The sequence below is a fragment of the Streptomyces sp. NPDC002446 genome, from assembly GCF_053595675.1.
The window spans coordinates 1-15,798 of sequence record NZ_JBSFYC010000117.1; the positions used below are offsets into that span (position 1 = coordinate 1).

At 71.4% G+C, this 15,798-nt stretch carries 16 protein-coding genes and 1 pseudogene; 9 read left to right on the forward strand and 8 right to left on the reverse strand.

From position 1 onward, the window contains the following. Positions 1 to 698: 698 nt before the first annotated feature. The gene (locus tag ACWD6P_RS35240; protein WP_451448293.1) at positions 699 to 1,094 is read right to left on the reverse strand and encodes a hypothetical protein; all 396 of its coding nucleotides are present in this window, start codon (positions 1,092 to 1,094) and stop codon (positions 699 to 701) included. Continuing rightward, a complete protein-coding gene (locus ACWD6P_RS35245; RefSeq protein WP_451448294.1) occupies positions 1,091 to 1,570 on the reverse strand; it encodes an ATP-binding protein in 480 nt (159 codons plus the stop codon). Before ACWD6P_RS35245 ends, ACWD6P_RS35240 begins: the two co-directional genes overlap by 4 nt. A gap of 209 nt (positions 1,571 to 1,779) precedes the next feature. Here ACWD6P_RS35245 and ACWD6P_RS35250 point away from each other — a divergent pair, with 209 nt between their 5' ends. Continuing rightward, positions 1,780 to 2,664 carry a helix-turn-helix domain-containing protein gene (locus tag ACWD6P_RS35250; RefSeq protein ID WP_451448295.1) on the forward strand — a complete coding sequence of 295 codons (885 nt, stop codon included), beginning with the start codon at positions 1,780 to 1,782 and terminating at the stop codon, positions 2,662 to 2,664. Beyond that, on the forward strand, positions 2,661 to 2,855 hold the full coding sequence (locus tag ACWD6P_RS35255; protein ID WP_451448296.1) for a DUF397 domain-containing protein: 195 nt from the start codon (positions 2,661 to 2,663) through the stop codon (positions 2,853 to 2,855). The genes ACWD6P_RS35250 and ACWD6P_RS35255 overlap by 4 nt, the downstream gene beginning before the upstream one ends. A 58-nt stretch (positions 2,856 to 2,913) precedes the next feature. Here ACWD6P_RS35255 and ACWD6P_RS35260 read toward each other — a convergent pair whose 3' ends face one another. From ACWD6P_RS35260 to ACWD6P_RS35275, 4 genes and pseudogenes are all read right to left on the reverse strand, one after another. Continuing rightward, the gene (locus ACWD6P_RS35260) at positions 2,914 to 3,768 is read right to left on the reverse strand and encodes a helix-turn-helix domain-containing protein (protein WP_451448297.1); all 855 of its coding nucleotides are present in this window, start codon (positions 3,766 to 3,768) and stop codon (positions 2,914 to 2,916) included. A 24-nt stretch (positions 3,769 to 3,792) separates the two neighbouring features. Further along, positions 3,793 to 4,320, reverse strand: coding sequence for a DUF6879 family protein (locus ACWD6P_RS35265; RefSeq protein WP_451448298.1), 528 nt, complete (start codon positions 4,318 to 4,320; stop codon positions 3,793 to 3,795). After that, positions 4,292 to 4,552: pseudogene (locus tag ACWD6P_RS35270) on the reverse strand (hypothetical protein). Before ACWD6P_RS35270 ends, ACWD6P_RS35265 begins: the two are co-directional and overlap by 29 nt. 57 nt (positions 4,553 to 4,609) lie before the next feature. After that, positions 4,610 to 5,131, reverse strand: a complete 522-nt coding sequence (locus ACWD6P_RS35275; protein WP_451448307.1) for a DUF6879 family protein — start codon at positions 5,129 to 5,131, stop codon at positions 4,610 to 4,612. Positions 5,132 to 6,078: 947 nt separating this feature from the next. Here ACWD6P_RS35275 and ACWD6P_RS35280 point away from each other — a divergent pair. Then, positions 6,079 to 6,492 (forward strand): hypothetical protein, encoded by a 414-nt coding sequence (locus ACWD6P_RS35280; RefSeq protein ID WP_451448299.1) that lies wholly within the window; start codon positions 6,079 to 6,081, stop codon positions 6,490 to 6,492. Positions 6,493 to 6,522: 30 nt separating this feature from the next. Here ACWD6P_RS35280 and ACWD6P_RS35285 read toward each other — a convergent pair whose 3' ends face one another. After that, complete coding sequence (locus tag ACWD6P_RS35285; RefSeq protein WP_451448300.1) at positions 6,523 to 7,080, reverse strand: DinB family protein; 558 nt, start codon at positions 7,078 to 7,080, stop codon at positions 6,523 to 6,525. A gap of 76 nt (positions 7,081 to 7,156) precedes the next feature. Next, entirely contained in the window at positions 7,157 to 8,026 is an 870-nt protein-coding gene (locus ACWD6P_RS35290; protein WP_451448301.1) for a LysR family transcriptional regulator, read from the reverse strand. Between the two features lie 123 nt (positions 8,027 to 8,149). Between ACWD6P_RS35290 and ACWD6P_RS35295 the strand changes: the two genes are divergently transcribed. From ACWD6P_RS35295 to ACWD6P_RS35320, 6 genes are all read left to right on the forward strand, one after another. Next, entirely contained in the window at positions 8,150 to 9,121 is a 972-nt protein-coding gene (locus tag ACWD6P_RS35295; RefSeq protein ID WP_451448308.1) for an EamA family transporter, read from the forward strand. 277 nt (positions 9,122 to 9,398) lie between these two features. Continuing rightward, complete coding sequence (locus ACWD6P_RS35300; RefSeq protein WP_451448302.1) at positions 9,399 to 10,235, forward strand: TIGR03084 family metal-binding protein; 837 nt, start codon at positions 9,399 to 9,401, stop codon at positions 10,233 to 10,235. After that, on the forward strand, positions 10,232 to 12,043 hold the full coding sequence (locus tag ACWD6P_RS35305; RefSeq protein ID WP_451448303.1) for an acyclic terpene utilization AtuA family protein: 1,812 nt from the start codon (positions 10,232 to 10,234) through the stop codon (positions 12,041 to 12,043). Before ACWD6P_RS35300 ends, ACWD6P_RS35305 begins: the two co-directional genes overlap by 4 nt. Next, positions 12,040 to 13,638 carry an acyl-CoA carboxylase subunit beta gene (locus ACWD6P_RS35310; protein ID WP_451448304.1) on the forward strand — a complete coding sequence of 533 codons (1,599 nt, stop codon included), beginning with the start codon at positions 12,040 to 12,042 and terminating at the stop codon, positions 13,636 to 13,638. Before ACWD6P_RS35305 ends, ACWD6P_RS35310 begins: the two co-directional genes overlap by 4 nt. A 7-nt stretch (positions 13,639 to 13,645) precedes the next feature. Then, entirely contained in the window at positions 13,646 to 15,544 is a 1,899-nt protein-coding gene (locus ACWD6P_RS35315) for an acetyl/propionyl/methylcrotonyl-CoA carboxylase subunit alpha (RefSeq protein ID WP_451448305.1), read from the forward strand. Between the two features lie 49 nt (positions 15,545 to 15,593). Further along, on the forward strand, positions 15,594 to 15,798 hold a 205-nt coding region (locus ACWD6P_RS35320; RefSeq protein WP_451448306.1), incomplete at its 3' end, for an acyl-CoA dehydrogenase family protein.

Below are 15,798 nucleotides of genomic sequence, written 5' to 3' on the forward strand. Positions count from 1 at the left end.
TGCTGAACCTCGACGCGGCGGAGGAGGCGGGGGCGGGCGCGGGCGCGGAGGCGGGCACCCACCCCCGCCACCCACCCCCGCCACCCACCCCCGCCACCCACCCGTGGAAGGCCCCGGCCGCCCGCCGTGGGAGAGCGGACGGCCGGGACGGTGACGGTTCTGGGCCGAGCATTCAGCTGTTCTCGTCCTCCCCGCCGTGCTCTGCTCCCCGGCCCAGCGCAGCACGGAGCCGCCGGAATCCCTTCAACACGGTGGCCGGAGAAGGCTCTTGCCCCGGAGGGAAGTGGCGGGCAAGCCGCTTCACACGCTGGTTCAACTCCCGCTGCCGGCGCATCGGCATCGACCCACCCCCTTGGTGCACGTATCCGTCAGCGGCAAGAGCAGAACGGGCCTGACCGTCCATTCCACCCACGCCCCACCGCACTTGAGCGCCAGGCCGCAGGACTCGCCTCGCCGGAGTGCTCCCATGGCACCTACTTGCCCGTGAACGCTGACCGGCCCCAGCAATCGCTGCCGCTCGCGCGCGGTGAGGTCGGCGGTCATGGCCAGCCTCCGTGCATCCGCACTGATGAGCCGGACCGCCCGCACGGGGCATTGCGCGGCTACGCCCGTCCAAGACGCCAGGTCGTCCGCGTCGGACGAGCGATACACAAACCGCTCACACCAGAACCCGGGCGTGGTGAGGGCCGCGTCCCCGGCTACTTCGCGCTCCATGCCGCCCCCTGACCACCGGAGGCCGGGAGCGGAGCCCGCATCACCCTGCCGAGATCCTCGTCCGGCCGGGCGACGAAGGCATATGTGCGCCCCTGACCGTCAACTGCCCTGACAACAAACGGGATCCCGGCCGCCAGCCTGTCCAGCGCCCAGCGGTACTCGACCGCATCGTCCGACCACGCCCGCACCGCCTGGTCGTACGGCGCGCCTAACTGCCGGGCCACCTGCTCCGCCCGCTTACGGAGCCACCCCAGGGTCCTGCCCGGTGAGTACGACTTCCAGCTGCCGAGTGTGACCGGAGCCCCGGCCGGAGGCCGGACCGTGGCGTCGGCCCGGAACGGCATGCCCTCCCGGGCCGTCATGCCCTCCGGGGCCGTCATGCTCGGTGCCGTACTGACATGGACTGGCCGAGCACCGGGGCGTCGCACACGGTCAACTCGGCCCACACGGTCTTGCCGATGCCGTCCTGATCCTCGACGCCCCAACCACTGGCCAAGGCGTCCACCAGCACCAAACCACGCCCGCATTCTTCGTCCTCCTCGGCTTTCTTCATCACGGGTAGTTCGTCACTCGCGTCATGCACCTCCAGCCGCAGCCGCCCGTCCGACAACGCGAACCGGACGTCGATCTCCGCCCCGGCGGGCGCTTGCGCCTTCACGGCATTGGCGACCAGCTCGGACACCAACAGCTCGGCGACGTCAGCGGGTTCACCGGAGAGGCGCCAGGAGCGGAGCTGGCGGCGCAGCGCTTCGCGGGCTCGTCCGGCGCTACGGCCCTCGCTGGGAAAGCGGAAGTCCGCGGCAGGCGCATGGACGGAGGTCAGTCGTGTTGCTGCTGGTCGGGCGCGTGTGGACATAGCCATCCCCCTGGGGAGCGCGACTGGAGAACCGCAGTGCTGGGCGAATGCCGCAGCGTTACGGGATGCCACCCACGGTGGCAGCGGCCGCAGCAGGCGTGCAAGTAAATCTGGGGAATTAATTCCCCAGAGTGATAGCCTCAAGATCGAGGTTGCGGCGCCGAGTTGGGCAACTGGAGACTGGGCTCACCGTTTACGGGAGGTCAGAGGTGACGGGTCAACAGGCAAGCGCAGGGCGGAAGTCCACGGTCCTGGGAAGGAAGCTCGGCGGGGAGTTGCTCAAGCTCCGTGACGCCCAGGGGATGACGCAGCCCCAGGCCGCGCGGCACCTGACGGCTACCCAGACAAAGATCGCCAAGATAGAGCGCGGTGTATCGCCCGTCCGTGAACCTGACCTGCACGCCTTGTGCGACCTGTACGGGCTGGATCGCGTCGGCCCCGAGAGGGAGCGCGTACTCGCCCTTGCCAAGGCGGACCGCGAGCGCAGGCGCGCAAAGGGCTGGTGGGAGGAGTACACCGACCTGGGCGACCTACTGGAGTACATCCAGCTGGAGGCAGGCGCGTCCAGGATCCGTACGTTCCAGAACCAGTTGGTCCCGGGCCTGCTGCAGACGCCCGAGTACGCCCGTGCGGTCACCGTTGCGGATGACGCGTGGGAGGATCCGGACGAAGTCGATCAGTTCGTTGCGGCGCGGATCGGCAGACAGGCCCGGCTGACGGATGACGAGCCGCTGGAGTTGTGGGCGGTGCTCTCTGAAGCGGTCTTGCGCCAGCAGGTAGGCGGCCCGTCGGTGATGCGGGCGCAGCTGGAAAAGCTGCTTGAGGCATCCCACATGCCCAACGTCAAGCTCCAGGTCTGGCCGTTCGAGGCGGCGGCGCACGCGTCGATGAGCGGGCCGTTTGTGATCGTGGGCTTTGAGGAACCCGCTTCGCTGGACGTGGTGTACGTCGAGACCGCCAGCTCCAGGCTGTGGCTGGAGAGCGAGGAGGACGCAAACCGGCACCGCGGGCTGTTCGATAGCGTGCGCAGGAAGGCGCTGTCCCCCGAGGACACTCGCGCCCGGCTGTCCAGCCTGATCAAGGAGAACCGGTGACCGCATTCGAGTTCCGCAAATCCAGCTACAGCGGTTCCCAGGGCGAGTGTGTGGAGGTTGCCCGGAACGTTCCTGGTGTCACGGCCATACGCGACAGCAAGGATGCAGCCGGCGCTCGCCTCTTCTTCGAAACCGGCGCTTGGGGCGCGTTCATAGAGACGCTGAAGGCTGACGAGTCTGCGGCGGTCTGAAGCATTCCCGAGCCTGTGGCTCGGTCGTTCCGGGACGCCTCCGTCGTGCGCCGTCGCCTCAGCGCAACGCCTCAAGCGCCTTGAGAATGAGGGCCCGTGCTTCCGCGCCGTACACGGCCATGCTGCGTAGTTGCTCGAATGCCTTGAGGTACAGGGCGATTTCGGAGGGCTGGGTGACTCTTACGCGTGCTGACACCAGCTCAACCGATACCAGGCTGTCGTCGTACACGTGGAAGGTCTCACGCGGCGACTGCACCCGGTTGTGCGCTGCCATCGGGATGATGCCGAGCGACACGGCCGGCAGGGCACCAGCTGTAAGCAGGTAGCCCAGCTGCCCCGCCATCGTGTCGGCATCCCCGGTGCGGTAGTGCAGCGCTGCTTCTTCGATGAGGAGTACAAACCGGCGTCCCGGCTCGTGGATGACGCGGGAGCGCTCAACCCGGGCCTGCGCCGCCTCCGCGCTGTCGTCGAAAGGGAGCCCCCGGAATTCGGCGACCCTGCGCAGCACGGCAGCCGCATATCCCTCGGTTTGCAAAAGGCCTGGAATCAGGGTTGATGAATACACCCGGAACAACGTGGTCTGGCGGAAGAACTGGGCTGAACGGTTCTGCAACTGCTTGAGGCCGTTGCGCACCTGGTGCCGCCACTCGGTGTACAGCGACTCAGCGTGCAGGGATTGTGCGATGAGGCCTTCTGCCTCGTCGTCCGCCTGGCAGGCTCGGCACCATAGGCGGATGTCCTTGGTTGAGGGCGCGGTCCGGGCGTTCTCGACGCGGGATGTTTTCGCGTGGTGCCAGCCACACCGGTCAGCCAGCTCGATGACCGTCAGGCCAGCGCTCTTGCGCAGATCGCGTAGCCGACGCGCAACGGCTTCGCGACCTGCTTGCGCAGACGAGGACGGTGAGGCGGACATGAGCTGGCTGAGTCGGTGCCTTTGCTAGCGGATCTCGTACCGGTCGTGCGGTATGGCTCGCGACCATACGGCCTCGAACGCGTCTGCGCACAGTTTGGCCGCGGAAGGATCGTCGGTGATCTCTGGGCCGCCCGAGACGCCCTCACCGGTGAAGTGATTCCAACGGACCAGTTGCTCGTCGAACAACCAGAAGTCGTTGCCGGGGAGGGCAATGTCGGAGGCACGACGGCGGGGGAGCCAGCGGACCTGTTCGCCGGCAGCGACGTTGGTGAAGGTGCCGTCGTAGAGGAACCGGGTGTATTCGCTGACCGGCTCCGACACGATACGGGCCCGCCGCACGACGACGCCGCGAGACACGGTCTCTTGGATGAGGTCGTGCCACGGACGCCACCATGATGCCCGGTCTGCGGGATCGCGTCGGAATCCATTCTTCCAGTCGGCGAAGGGCCCCTTTTCGTAGTCGACAGCGTAGGAGTCGCGCATCTCCAAGTGCACGGCTGAACGCGTGCACTTGGAGATCAGCTCATTGAACTTCGGGACGGTCGACGGCATCGCACGCCTCCCGGATCATCTGCGTCATCCTGGCGGGGATGCGGATCACGGCTTCATGGTCCGGGATTCCCTTCGCATGGCCAGGGAGCTCGAACGCGGCACATTCCGCTTCGAGTTCGCGGCCTGGCTTCCAGCCTTGGGGGACGATTTCCTTCTTTTTCTGGTCGACTCACACCGTGGGACTTTCTCCCTCCTCGCAGTGGGGGTCGACCCCGATGAACCGTAATGCGATGTCGGTATCCCTGTGATTGTTCCCGTGCATGATGAGCTCTTCTTCTGCCCCGTGCCGTTAGTGGAGCTCGTACTGGGCGTGCGGAGTGGCTCTTGTCCACACTGCTTCGAAGGCGGCGGCGCAGAGTTTGGCGGTAGCAGGGTCGTCGGAGTGCTCGTGGACCGTCACGGCGCCGTCCCCGTCGAAGTGGTTCCACCGGATCAGGCGCTCGTCGAAGAGCCAGAAGTCGTTGCCGGGGAGGGCAATATCGGAGGCACGGCGGCGCGGAAGCCAGCGAACCTGTTCGCCTGCATGGTTGTTGACGGCGACGGCGTGATGCAGGTACCGAATGGAGTCGGACACCGGTTCGGAAACGATGCGTGCTCTCCGGATCTCAACGCCACGCGCGACGGCCCGGGAAATCACTTTGACCCACGGTGCCCAGTATTTCGAATCGGGATCGAGGTCTTGCTGGCCTGTGCGCTGCCAAATGGCGAAGTCCTCGGCTTCTTCGCTCACGTTGTACACATCCCGCATTTGCAGGAACACGGCGGAGCGCTGAGCGGACTCCATGAGTTCGTCAAATTCCGTTAGATCCATGTCAGCCTTCCACGACGGTGGCGCAGTGTTCTGCAACCCAGTGGATCGCACGCTCTGCGGCATCGGGTGATCTCCTTCAGCGCGGACGGTATGCGGACGGTGCGGCCATAGCGGTCCTCCGGTTTCCGGCCTACGGCTGTGCGCTGATGTGCATCACGATTGCGGGTCACGTGAGGCGTGGTCAAGACCGTAAAGCAGCCAACTCGCCTGTAGGAGTGGCTTCATGCACATATCTGCACACTGATGGCGACCGGGTACGCGAGGTCCATAGCGTCGTCATCCGTGCAGCTCTGCCGCGCGGCCGGATGTGGTGGCCGCGCCTGGTCTCAACCGCGCCCGATGGAGGCATCCGTATGTCCAACCCCGGCTCCCCAACCACGCCCGCGACGCTGAAATGCGCCAAGTGCAGGGACTTGGAGCGCGGTCGTCAGCAGGCCGCAGGGGAACGAGATCTCAGCAAAGTGACCGACTTCAACGTGTTGATCGCCCGGCATCGGACGGCGCACGCGAAGGGGCCCTGAACCTGGGCGCGGGTTCGCGGCAGCTGCGAAGAACTCCCGCTCCGGCCGTCATATCCCTGGCAGGGCACGGCCGGAGCGGGCGGGCCCGCTGAGGGGCCCTCGCAAGTGCACGACGACGCGCGGACCGACCGTGCGCCGACACAGCACCGAGGAGATCACCATGCGATACCGCCTCGACCCGGTCAAGTACGGCGGCGACGAGGACGACGGCCAGGACGGCGACCCCAGCGGAGGGTGCGGTGACGGGGACGGCTGCGGTCGTCAGTAGTCAGCGGGCGGCCGTGGCCCTCGGATGCCCGTGATCAGGCAGGCCCCTGCCCGTGTCCGGGGATGTGTTCGTACGCGGGCAGAGGCCGTCTTCTCTCAAGTGTTCGGCGACGAGCTGCCGGAGCGTGGCAGTGCGCACCGGTATCTGGCAGGAGTGAAATGGCGCGACCCCACCACCACGCCTACGTCTGGCTCGGGCACGGTGATGTCCTCGTCAAGCCGGGCGATGCTCACCGGCGCCCGGGTCACCCGGAGTTCCGGACCGCACAGGTGATGCCGCTGGAGTGCGCGGACTGGTTGCTGAAGCCGGCCTCCCGGATCGAGGGGACCTTCCACGAACCCAAGGAGGGAGCTGACTGGTATGCCGGGCAACTGGGCCGGTACGCCGAGCTCTTCGCCGGTTCCTGCACGGTGGAGCGTTCGTGGGAGCAGTACGAGGAGACCGTACGGATCCTGGCCGCCGGGGAGGACCGCGTCGGCGGGTGGTGGGTGAGCGGCGATCGTTTTCTCTCGCTCAATCTGATCGCTTGCAGCCCGCACCGGGTGCGTCCGGAGTACTCCTGCCCGCTGTAGCGGAACGGGCCGCGCCCAGCCCATTGGCTGTCAGACCCCCGTCCGGCCGTCGATGCGTTCGCGGATGAGGTCGGCGTGGCCGCAGTGGCGGGCGTACTCGGCGATCATGTGGGTGTAGATCCAGCGGAGGGTGACGCGGCCGTCCATGAAGGGGGCGGTGTCGTCCAGGGCGCGGGCGGCGCAGTTGTGGCGGGCGTGGTGGATCTCGGTCTGCCACAGGGGGAAGGCGTGGGCGTAGGTGGCCGTGTCGGCGAGGTCGAAGCCGCCGTCGTGGGGCCGGGGTCCGGGGGCGCCGGGGGTTTGGGGCGTGAAGAGCGGCGGGGCGGGTTCCTGGGCCAGGACCCGGCGGAACCAGTTGCGTTCGACCTCGGCCATGTGCTGGACGAGGCCGAGCAGGGTGATCGGGGACGGGCCCGCGGAGGCCTCGCGGAGCTGGGACTCCTCCAGGCCCTCGCATTTGAGGGCGAGGGTGGCGCGGTAGAAGTCGAGCCAGCTCTCCAGGGAGGTCCGCTCGTCGGCGTCCAAGGGGGGCATGGTGCGTTCGGGAGAGGGGGTGGGTGCTGGGCGTGGAGTGGGGGTGGAGGTCATGGGGGCATGGTGGCAGGGGGGTCTGACAGTGGCGGGCGGGAGCCGGAGGGGCGTACGCCGGAGCGGCGGTGCCGGGCTACGGCTGGGGGCGGGGGTGGCCCATGACCTCGCGGGCCAGTGCGATCAGGTCCGGGATGGCGGGGTGGCCCGGTCCGTCGCGCCAGGCGATGACCACCGGGACGGGTGGGGCGTCGGTGAGGGGGACGTACGCCATCGCGGGGTGGGGGTGCATCTCCGCGGTGGCGGAGGTGGTGACGCCGACGGCGCGGCCGCCGGTGATGGCGGCCAGCCAGTCGTCGGTGTTGCCGATGGTGATCGTCGAGGCGGGGCGTGCCGCGGGCGGCCACAGGTCGAGGGTGGTGATGCCGGAGACCGTGTTGAGCGCGATGGTGCGGTCGGCGAGCTCGGCGAGGGAGAGGGCGGCGCGGTGGGCCAGCGGGTCGTCGGCGGGCAGGCCGGCGACCCGGGGCTCGGTGCCGAGCTGCTCGGTGAGCAGGCCGGGGGTGCGGACCTCGCCGCGCAGCAGGGCGGCGTCCACGTCGCCGCGGGCCAGGCCCGCCGTACGGTCGTCGATGCGCAGGAGTTCGAGCGGGGTGTTGGGGTGCTCCCGGCGCCAGCGGCGCAGCAGGGCGGTGGTGTCCGTACCGGCCGCCGACCAGGCGTGGCCCACGCGCAGCGGCCAGGCGGCGCGGTGCGCGAGGCCGAGGGCCCGGTCGACGGCGGCCACCGCGACCGCCGCCCGGTCGCGGAAGGCGAGGCCGTCGGGGGTGAGCGCGAGGTGGTGGGTGGAGCGGTCGACGAGGCGGAGCCCCAGTTCCTGTTCGAGCTGGCGGAGCGTACGGGAGACCGCCGGCTGGGTCAGATGCAGGCGTTCGGCGGCACGGGTCACGCTGAGCGTGTCGGCGATGGCGAGAAAGCAGCGGAAGTGACGCAGCTCGATGGTCATGCGCGCGGAGCATAACAACAGGGGAAACGGCATTTCACGGACCGGAAGAGGGGGCTTTAGCGTGGTGGGGTGAACGCTTCGCCTGCCGGTCCTGAGGGACGCATACCCGCCACTGACGTCGACATGACCGTCCCGACCCCGGGCGACCGGGAGATCCCGCACCCCGGCGACGGGGAGATCCCGCACCCCGTACCGCCGTCGCCCGAGGTGCGGACGGCGGAGGCCGAGGCCAGCCGGGCCGGTGCGGCGGGGGCGCGCGGGCGGATCGCGTCGGTGGCGATGGTGATCGGCGGGATCGTCTCGCTGCAGTTCGGCTCCTCGGTGGCGGTGCTGCTCTTCCCGCGGGCCGGTGCGCTGGGCGTGGTCACCCTGCGGCTGGTCGTCGCCTCGCTCGTCCTGCTCCTCGTCTGCCGTCCCCGGGTGCGCGGCCACACACGGGGCGACTGGGCCACGGTCGTCGCGTTCGGCGTCGCGCTGACCGGGATGAACTCGCTCTTCTACCAGGCGATCGACCGGATCCCGCTGGGCGCCGCGGTCACCCTGGAGTTCCTCGGACCGCTGATCCTGTCGGTGGCCACCTCGCGCCGGCTGCTCAGTCTGCTGTGGGCGGCGCTGGCACTGGGCGGGGTCGTACTGCTGGGCCGCGAAGGGTTCGACGGGCTCAACCTCCTCGGCGCGTCCTGCGCCCTGGCGGCCGGCGGCCTGTGGGCCGCGTACATCCTGCTCTCCGCCCGTACGGGAGCGCGCTTCCCGCAGGCGGACGGGCTGGCACTGGCGATGACCGTCGCCGCCGTGCTCAGCCTGCCGCTGGGCATCTTGGGCGCGGGCGCCGCGCTGCTGGATCCGGTCACCCTGGGCCTGGGCGCGGCGGTCGCGCTGATGTCGTCCGTGCTGCCCTACACCCTGGAGCTGCGCGCCCTGCGCAGGCTGCCCGCGTCCGGCTTCGCGGTGATGATGAGCCTGGAGCCGGCCGCGGCGGCCACCGCCGGCTTCCTGGTCCTGGGGCAGGCCCTGGGCTGGGCGGAGATCGCGGCGATCGGACTCGTCGTCGTCGCCAGTGTGGGCGCGGTGCGGTCGGCGGCCCGCCATCACTGACCCGACCTCCTGAGCATCAACCGACACCCTGGGCATCAACCGACACCCTGGGCATCACCCGACACCCTGGGCATCACCCGACCCCCTGAGCATCACCCGGCATCGGGCACGCCTGACTGAATCATGCAGGCGTGCTTGATTGTTTCCCGGCGCGCTGCCACCCTCGGGGCGGAACCCGTCACCCACGGGACCCCGCAACGCACCACGCACCACGCACCACAACGCCTGTCAACTCGCCCTGGCCGCAAGGCGGTTGGGTCGACGAGGGGAGTGCCGCGTGTCCGATCCCGGTGCCGTACTGGCCGATCTCAGGGCGGAGAGCGAGGAGCTGGACGCGCTGGTCGCCGGGCTGCCGGCTGCGCGCTGGCGGACGCCGACGCCCGCCGAGGGATGGACCATCGCCCATCAGATCGCGCATCTGGCGTGGACCGACCGGCAGGCGCTGCTCTCGGCCGCCGACCCGGAGGGGTTCGCGCGCGGCGCCCGGGAGGCGCTGGCCTCGCCGCTGACCTTCGTCGACGAGGCCGCCGAGGCCGGTGCGCACACACCGCCCGCGAAGCTGCTGGCCGGCTGGCGCACCGGCCGCGACGAACTGCAGCGGGTGCTCGCCGCACGCCCGACGGGCGAGAAGCTGCCGTGGTACGGCCCGCCGATGAGCGTCGCGTCGATGGCCACCGCGCGGCTGATGGAGACCTGGGCGCACGGCCAGGACGTCGCCGACGCGCTCGGCGTGACACGGCTGCCCACCGCGCGGCTGCGGCATATCGCGCGGATCGGGGTGCGCACCCGCGACTTCGCCTATGCGCTGCACCGGCTCACCCCTCCCGAGGAGGAGTTCAGGGTGGAGCTGCGGGCGCCGTCGGGGTCCCGTGAGCACGGGGAGGTGTGGGAGTACGGGCCGCCCGGCGCCGCGCAGCGGGTGACCGGCAGCGCGCTGGAGTTCTGCCTGCTGGTGACCCAGCGGGCGGACCGCGCCGAGCTGCCCTCCGTACGCGCCGAGGGGGCGGAGGCGGAGCGCTGGCTGGGCATCGCGCAGGCCTTCGCGGGCCCGCCGGGCAAGGGCCGCGCGCCCTCGGCGGGACGCACCCCCTCGGGGAAGGACCAAACCGCGTGAGCGGCGACGGTGCCCCGGCCGGGCCGTCCCCGGCCGCCCCGTCCCCGGCTCCCCGGCCCCCGGCTGCCCCCGTACGCCCCGTAGGGGAAGACCCCGGCCTCCTCCGCGTCGGCAACGCCTCCGGCTTCTACGGCGACCGCTTCGACGCGCTGCGCGAGATGCTCACCGGCGGCCCCCTGGACGTGCTGACCGGCGACTACCTCGCCGAGCTGACCATGCTGATCCTCGGCCGCGACCGCCTCAAGGACCCCGCCCGCGGCTACGCCACGACCTTTCTGCGCCAGCTGGAGGAGGGCCTGGCACTGGCCGCCGAGCGCGGGGTGCGCATCGTCACCAACGCGGGCGGCCTCAACCCGTCCGGACTCGCCGATGCCGTAAGGGAGTTGGCCGGCAAGGTCGGGGTCGCGGTCAGGGTGGCGCACGTCGAGGGCGATGACCTGCTGGCACGAGGGGACGGCCCCGGCCGGGGAAGGGCAGGGTGGGGCGAGGGCGTGCTGACCGCCAACGCCTATCTGGGCGGCGGCGGGATCGCCGCGTGCCTGCGGGCCGGGGCCGATGTGGTGGTGACCGGCCGGGTCACCGACGCCGCGCTGGTCAGCGGCGCGGCCCAGGCACACTTCGGCTGGCGGCCGCAGGACCTGGACCAGCTGGCCGGTGCCGTGGTGGCCGGGCATGTGCTGGAGTGCGGAACCCAGGCGACCGGCGGGAACTACGCGTTCTTCGGGGACCACGACCTGCTGCGGCCGGGCTTTCCGCTTGCCGAGATCGCCCGGGACGGCTCGGCGGTGATCACCAAACACCCGGGGACGGGCGGCACGGTCGACCTCGGCACCGTCACCGCCCAGCTGCTCTACGAGACCTCCGGCGCGCGCTACGCCGGGCCCGACGTCACCGCGCGGCTGGACACCGTACGGCTGGTGGCCCAGGCGCCCGACCGGGTCCGGATCGAGGGGGTGCGCGGCGAGGCGCCGCCGCCGGACCTCAAGGCCGGGCTGACCCGCCTGGGCGGCTGGCGCAACGAGGTGACCTTCGCCCTGACCGGGCTGGCCGTCGAGGCCAAGGCGGAGCTGGTCAGGGCGCAGATGGAGGCCGCGTTCGAGGCCGCGGGGCGCCGCCCGGCCCAGGTGCGCTGGACGCTGGCGCGCACCGACCGGGCCGACGCCGACGTCCAGGAGGAGGCCGCCGCGCTGCTGCACCTGGTGGTGCGGGACACCGACCAGGACGCGGTGGGGCGGACGGTCAGCGGCGCCGCGATCGAGCTGGCGCTGGCCAGTTACCCCGGCTTCCACGTCACCGCGCCGCCCGGCAGGGGCTCCCCCTACGGGGTGTTCGAGGCGCTGCCCGTGCCGGCCGGTGAGGTGCCGCACCGCGCCGTACTGCCGGACGGCACCCGGATCGACGTCCCCCCGCCGCGCGAGACCCGGAAGGTGGTGCGGCTGCCGGACCCGCCCCCGCCCGGACCGCCGCCCGCCGGGCCCACCCGCCGGGCGCCGCTCGGGCTGATCGCCGGGGCCCGCAGCGGCGACAAGGGCGGCTCGGCGAACGTCGGGGTGTGGGCCCGCAGCGACGCGGCATGGCGCTGGCTGGCGCACACGCTGACCGTCGAACGGCTGCGGCAACTGCTCCCGGAGACCGCCCCGCTGCCGGTCGACCGGCACGTACTGCCGAATCTGCGCGCGCTCAACTTCGTGGTCGAGGGCCTGCTCGGCGAGGGCGTCGCGGCACAGGCCCGGTTCGACCCGCAGGCCAAGGCCCTGGGGGAGTGGCTGCGCGCGCGGCACATGGACATACCGGAGGAACTCCTGTGACCGTGCTGACAACCGGCGTTGACCCGACGGGCGCCGAGTACACCGAGCGCCGGGCGGCGATGCTCGCCAGGCTGGCGGACCTGGAGGCCGAGCACGCCAAGGCGGTCGCGGGCGGCGGCGAGAAGTACGTCGACCGGCACCGGGGGCGCGGCAAGCTGCTCGCCCGGGAGCGGATCGAGCTGCTCGTCGACCCCGACACCCCCTTCCTGGAGCTGTCGCCGCTCGCGGCCTGGGGCAGCGACTATCAGGTCGGCGCCTCGCTGGTCACCGGCATCGGCGTCATCGAGGGCGTGGAGTGCCTGATCACCGCCAACGACCCGACCGTGCGCGGCGGCGCCTCCAACCCCTGGACGCTGAAGAAGGCCCTGCGCGCGAACGAGATCGCCTTCGCCAACCGGCTGCCGGTGGTCTCCCTCGTCGAGTCCGGCGGCGCCGATCTGCCCAGCCAGAAGGAGATCTTCATCCCGGGCGGGGCGCTGTTCAGGGACCTCACCCGGCTGTCGGCGGCCGGCATCCCCACCGTGGCCGTGGTCTTCGGCAACTCCACCGCCGGGGGCGCCTACGTCCCCGGCATGTCCGACCACGTCATCATGGTCAAGGAGCAGGCGAAGGTCTTCCTGGGCGGGCCGCCGCTGGTGAAGATGGCGACCGGCGAGGAGAGCGACGACGAGTCGCTGGGCGGGGCCGAGATGCACGCCCGTACGTCGGGCCTCGCGGACCACTTCGCGGTGGACGAACCCGACGCGCTGCGCCGGGCGCGGCGGGTGGTCGCCCGCCTCAACTGGCGCAAGGCGCACCCCGATCCGGGCCCCGCGGCGCCGCCCGCCTGCGACGAGGACGAACTGCTCGGCATCGTCCCCGGCGACCTCAAGGCGCCCTTCGACCCGCGCGAGGTCATCGCCCGGATCGTGGACGGCTCGGACTTCGACGAGTTCAAGCCGCTGTACGGGCCGAGCCTGGCCACCGGCTGGGCCGAGCTGCACGGCTACCCCGTCGGGATCCTCGCCAATGCGCAGGGCGTCCTGTTCAGTGCGGAGTCCCAGAAGGCCGCACAGTTCATCCAGCTGGCCAACCAGCGCGACATCCCCCTCCTCTTCCTCCACAACACCACCGGCTACATGGTCGGCAAGGAGTACGAGCAGGGCGGCATCATCAAGCACGGCGCGATGATGATCAACGCGGTGTCGAACTCGAAGGTCCCGCATCTGTCCGTCCTGATGGGGGCCTCCTACGGCGCGGGCCACTACGGCATGTGCGGCCGCGCCTTCGACCCCCGGTTCCTGTTCGCCTGGCCGAGCGCCAAGTCCGCCGTCATGGGCCCGCAGCAGCTGGCCGGTGTGCTCTCGATCGTCGCCCGCGCCTCGGCGGCCGCCAAGGGGCAGCCCTACGACGACGAGGCCGACGCCTCCCTGCGCGCCATGGTGGAGCAGCAGATCGAGTCGGAGTCGCTGCCGATGTTCCTGTCCGGGCGGCTCTACGACGACGGCGTCATCGACCCGCGCGACACCCGCACCGTCCTCGGCCTGTGCCTGTCCGCCCTGCACACCGCGCCCGTCGAGGGCGCGCGGGGCGGCTTCGGCGTCTTCCGGATGTGAGGCAGCAGTGATCCGTTCCGTCCTGGTCGCCAACCGCGGCGAAATCGCCCGCCGCATCTTCCGTACGTGCCGCGAACTGGGCATCGCCACCGTCGCCGTGCACTCCGACGCCGACGCCGGCGCGCCCCACGTCCGCGAGGCCGACACCGCCGTACGGCTGCCCGGCACCGCCCCGGCCGACACCTACCTGCGCGGCGATCTGATCGTGCGGGCCGCACGGGCCGCGGGCGCCGACGCCGTCCACCCCGGATACGGCTTCCTCTCCGAGAACGCCGGCTTCGCGGCGGCGGTGGCCGACGCGGGCCTGACCTGGATCGGCCCGCCGCCCGCCGCCATCGAGGCGATGGCCTCCAAGACCCGGGCCAAGGAGCTGATGGCGGCGGCCGGAGTGCCGCTGCTGGCGCCCGTCGACCCGGCCGCCGCCACCGCGGCCGAGCTGCCCCTGCTGGTGAAGGCCGCCGCGGGCGGCGGCGGCCGCGGTATGCGCGTGATCAGCGAACTCGGCGACCTGGACGCCGCGTTGAAGGCCGCCGGCGCCGAGGCGGCGGCCGCCTTCGGGGACGGCGAGGTCTTCGTCGAGCCGTACGTCGTCGGCGGACGCCACATCGAGGTGCAGATCCTCGCCGACGCGCACGGCACCGTCTGGACGCTCGGCACCCGCGACTGCTCCCTCCAGCGCCGCCACCAGAAGGTCATCGAGGAGGCGCCCGCCCCGGCCCTGCCCGACGCGCTGCGCGAGAGCCTGCGCACGGCCGCGGAGCGGGCCGCCCGCGCCATCGGCTACCGCGGCGCGGGCACCGTCGAGTTCCTGGTGTCGGCCGAAGGCCGGGCGTACTTCCTGGAGATGAACACCCGCCTGCAGGTCGAGCACCCGGTCACCGAGGAGATCTACCGCCTCGACCTGGTCGCCCTGCAGATACGGGTGGCCGAGGGCCGGCCGCTCGACCCGTGCCCGCCCAACCCCTCGGGCCACGCCGTGGAGGCCCGCCTCTACGCCGAGGACCCGGCGGCCGGCTGGCAGCCGCAGACCGGCACCCTGCACCGCATCGAGCTGCCCGACGGCATCCGCCTGGACTCCGGCGTCACCGGCGGCGACACCGTCACCGTCCACTACGACCCCCTGCTCGCCAAGGCCGTCGCCTGGGCACCGACCCGCGACGAGGCCCTGCGCAAGCTGGCGGGCGCCCTGGAACGCGCCCGCATCCACGGCCCCGCCACCAACCGCGCACTGCTCGTCCGCTCCCTGCGCCACCCGGAGTTCACCGCCGCCACGGGCCTGGACACCGGCTTCTACGACCGCAACCTGGCGGAGCTGACCGAGGACGAGGACCCCGCGGCGGCGCGGACCGCCGCGCTCGCCGCGGCGCTCGCCGACGCCCACGGACGCTCCCGCTTCGGCGGCTTCCGCAACGTCCCCTCCGCACCGCAGACCAAGACCTACGACTGCGACGGCACGACGCACGAGATCCGCTACCGGCTGGGCCGCGACGGGCTGCACGCCGAGGACTTCCCCGGCGTGCGCCTGCTGGCCTCCTCCCAGGAGCGCGTGGTGCTCGAAGTGGACGACCTACGCCGGGAGTTCACCGTCGCGCGCTACGGCGACCGGGTGCACGTCGACACCCCGCACGGCTCCTGGGCCCTGACCGCGCTGCCCCGCTTCCCCGACCCCGCCCCCCGTACGGAGCCGGGCTCGCTGCTGGCCCCCATGCCCGGCACGGTGGTCCGTATCGCCGACGGACTGGCCGAGGGTGCCCGGGTCGAGCCGGGCCAGCCGCTGCTCTGGCTGGAGGCGATGAAGATGGAACACAAGATCACCGCACCGGCCGCCGGCACCCTCACCGCACTGCCCGCCCGCACCGGCCAGCAGGTCGAGGTGGGCGCACTGCTCGCTGTGGTCACGGACTAGGGGCCTGTACGGACCGCACGCACCTCACCCACGCACACAAGGAGCCGTCATGAACAGCCCTGTGATCGAGACCGAGGAACACCGCGCCCTGCGCGACGCCGTGGCCGCGCTGGGCCGCCGCTACGGCCGCGAGTACTTCGCCGCCGTCGTCGCCGAGGGCCGGCACACCGACGACCTGTGGGCGGAGGCCGCGCGGCTCGGCTACCTGGGCGTCAACCTCCCCGAGGAGTACGGCGGCGGAGGCGGCGGCATCA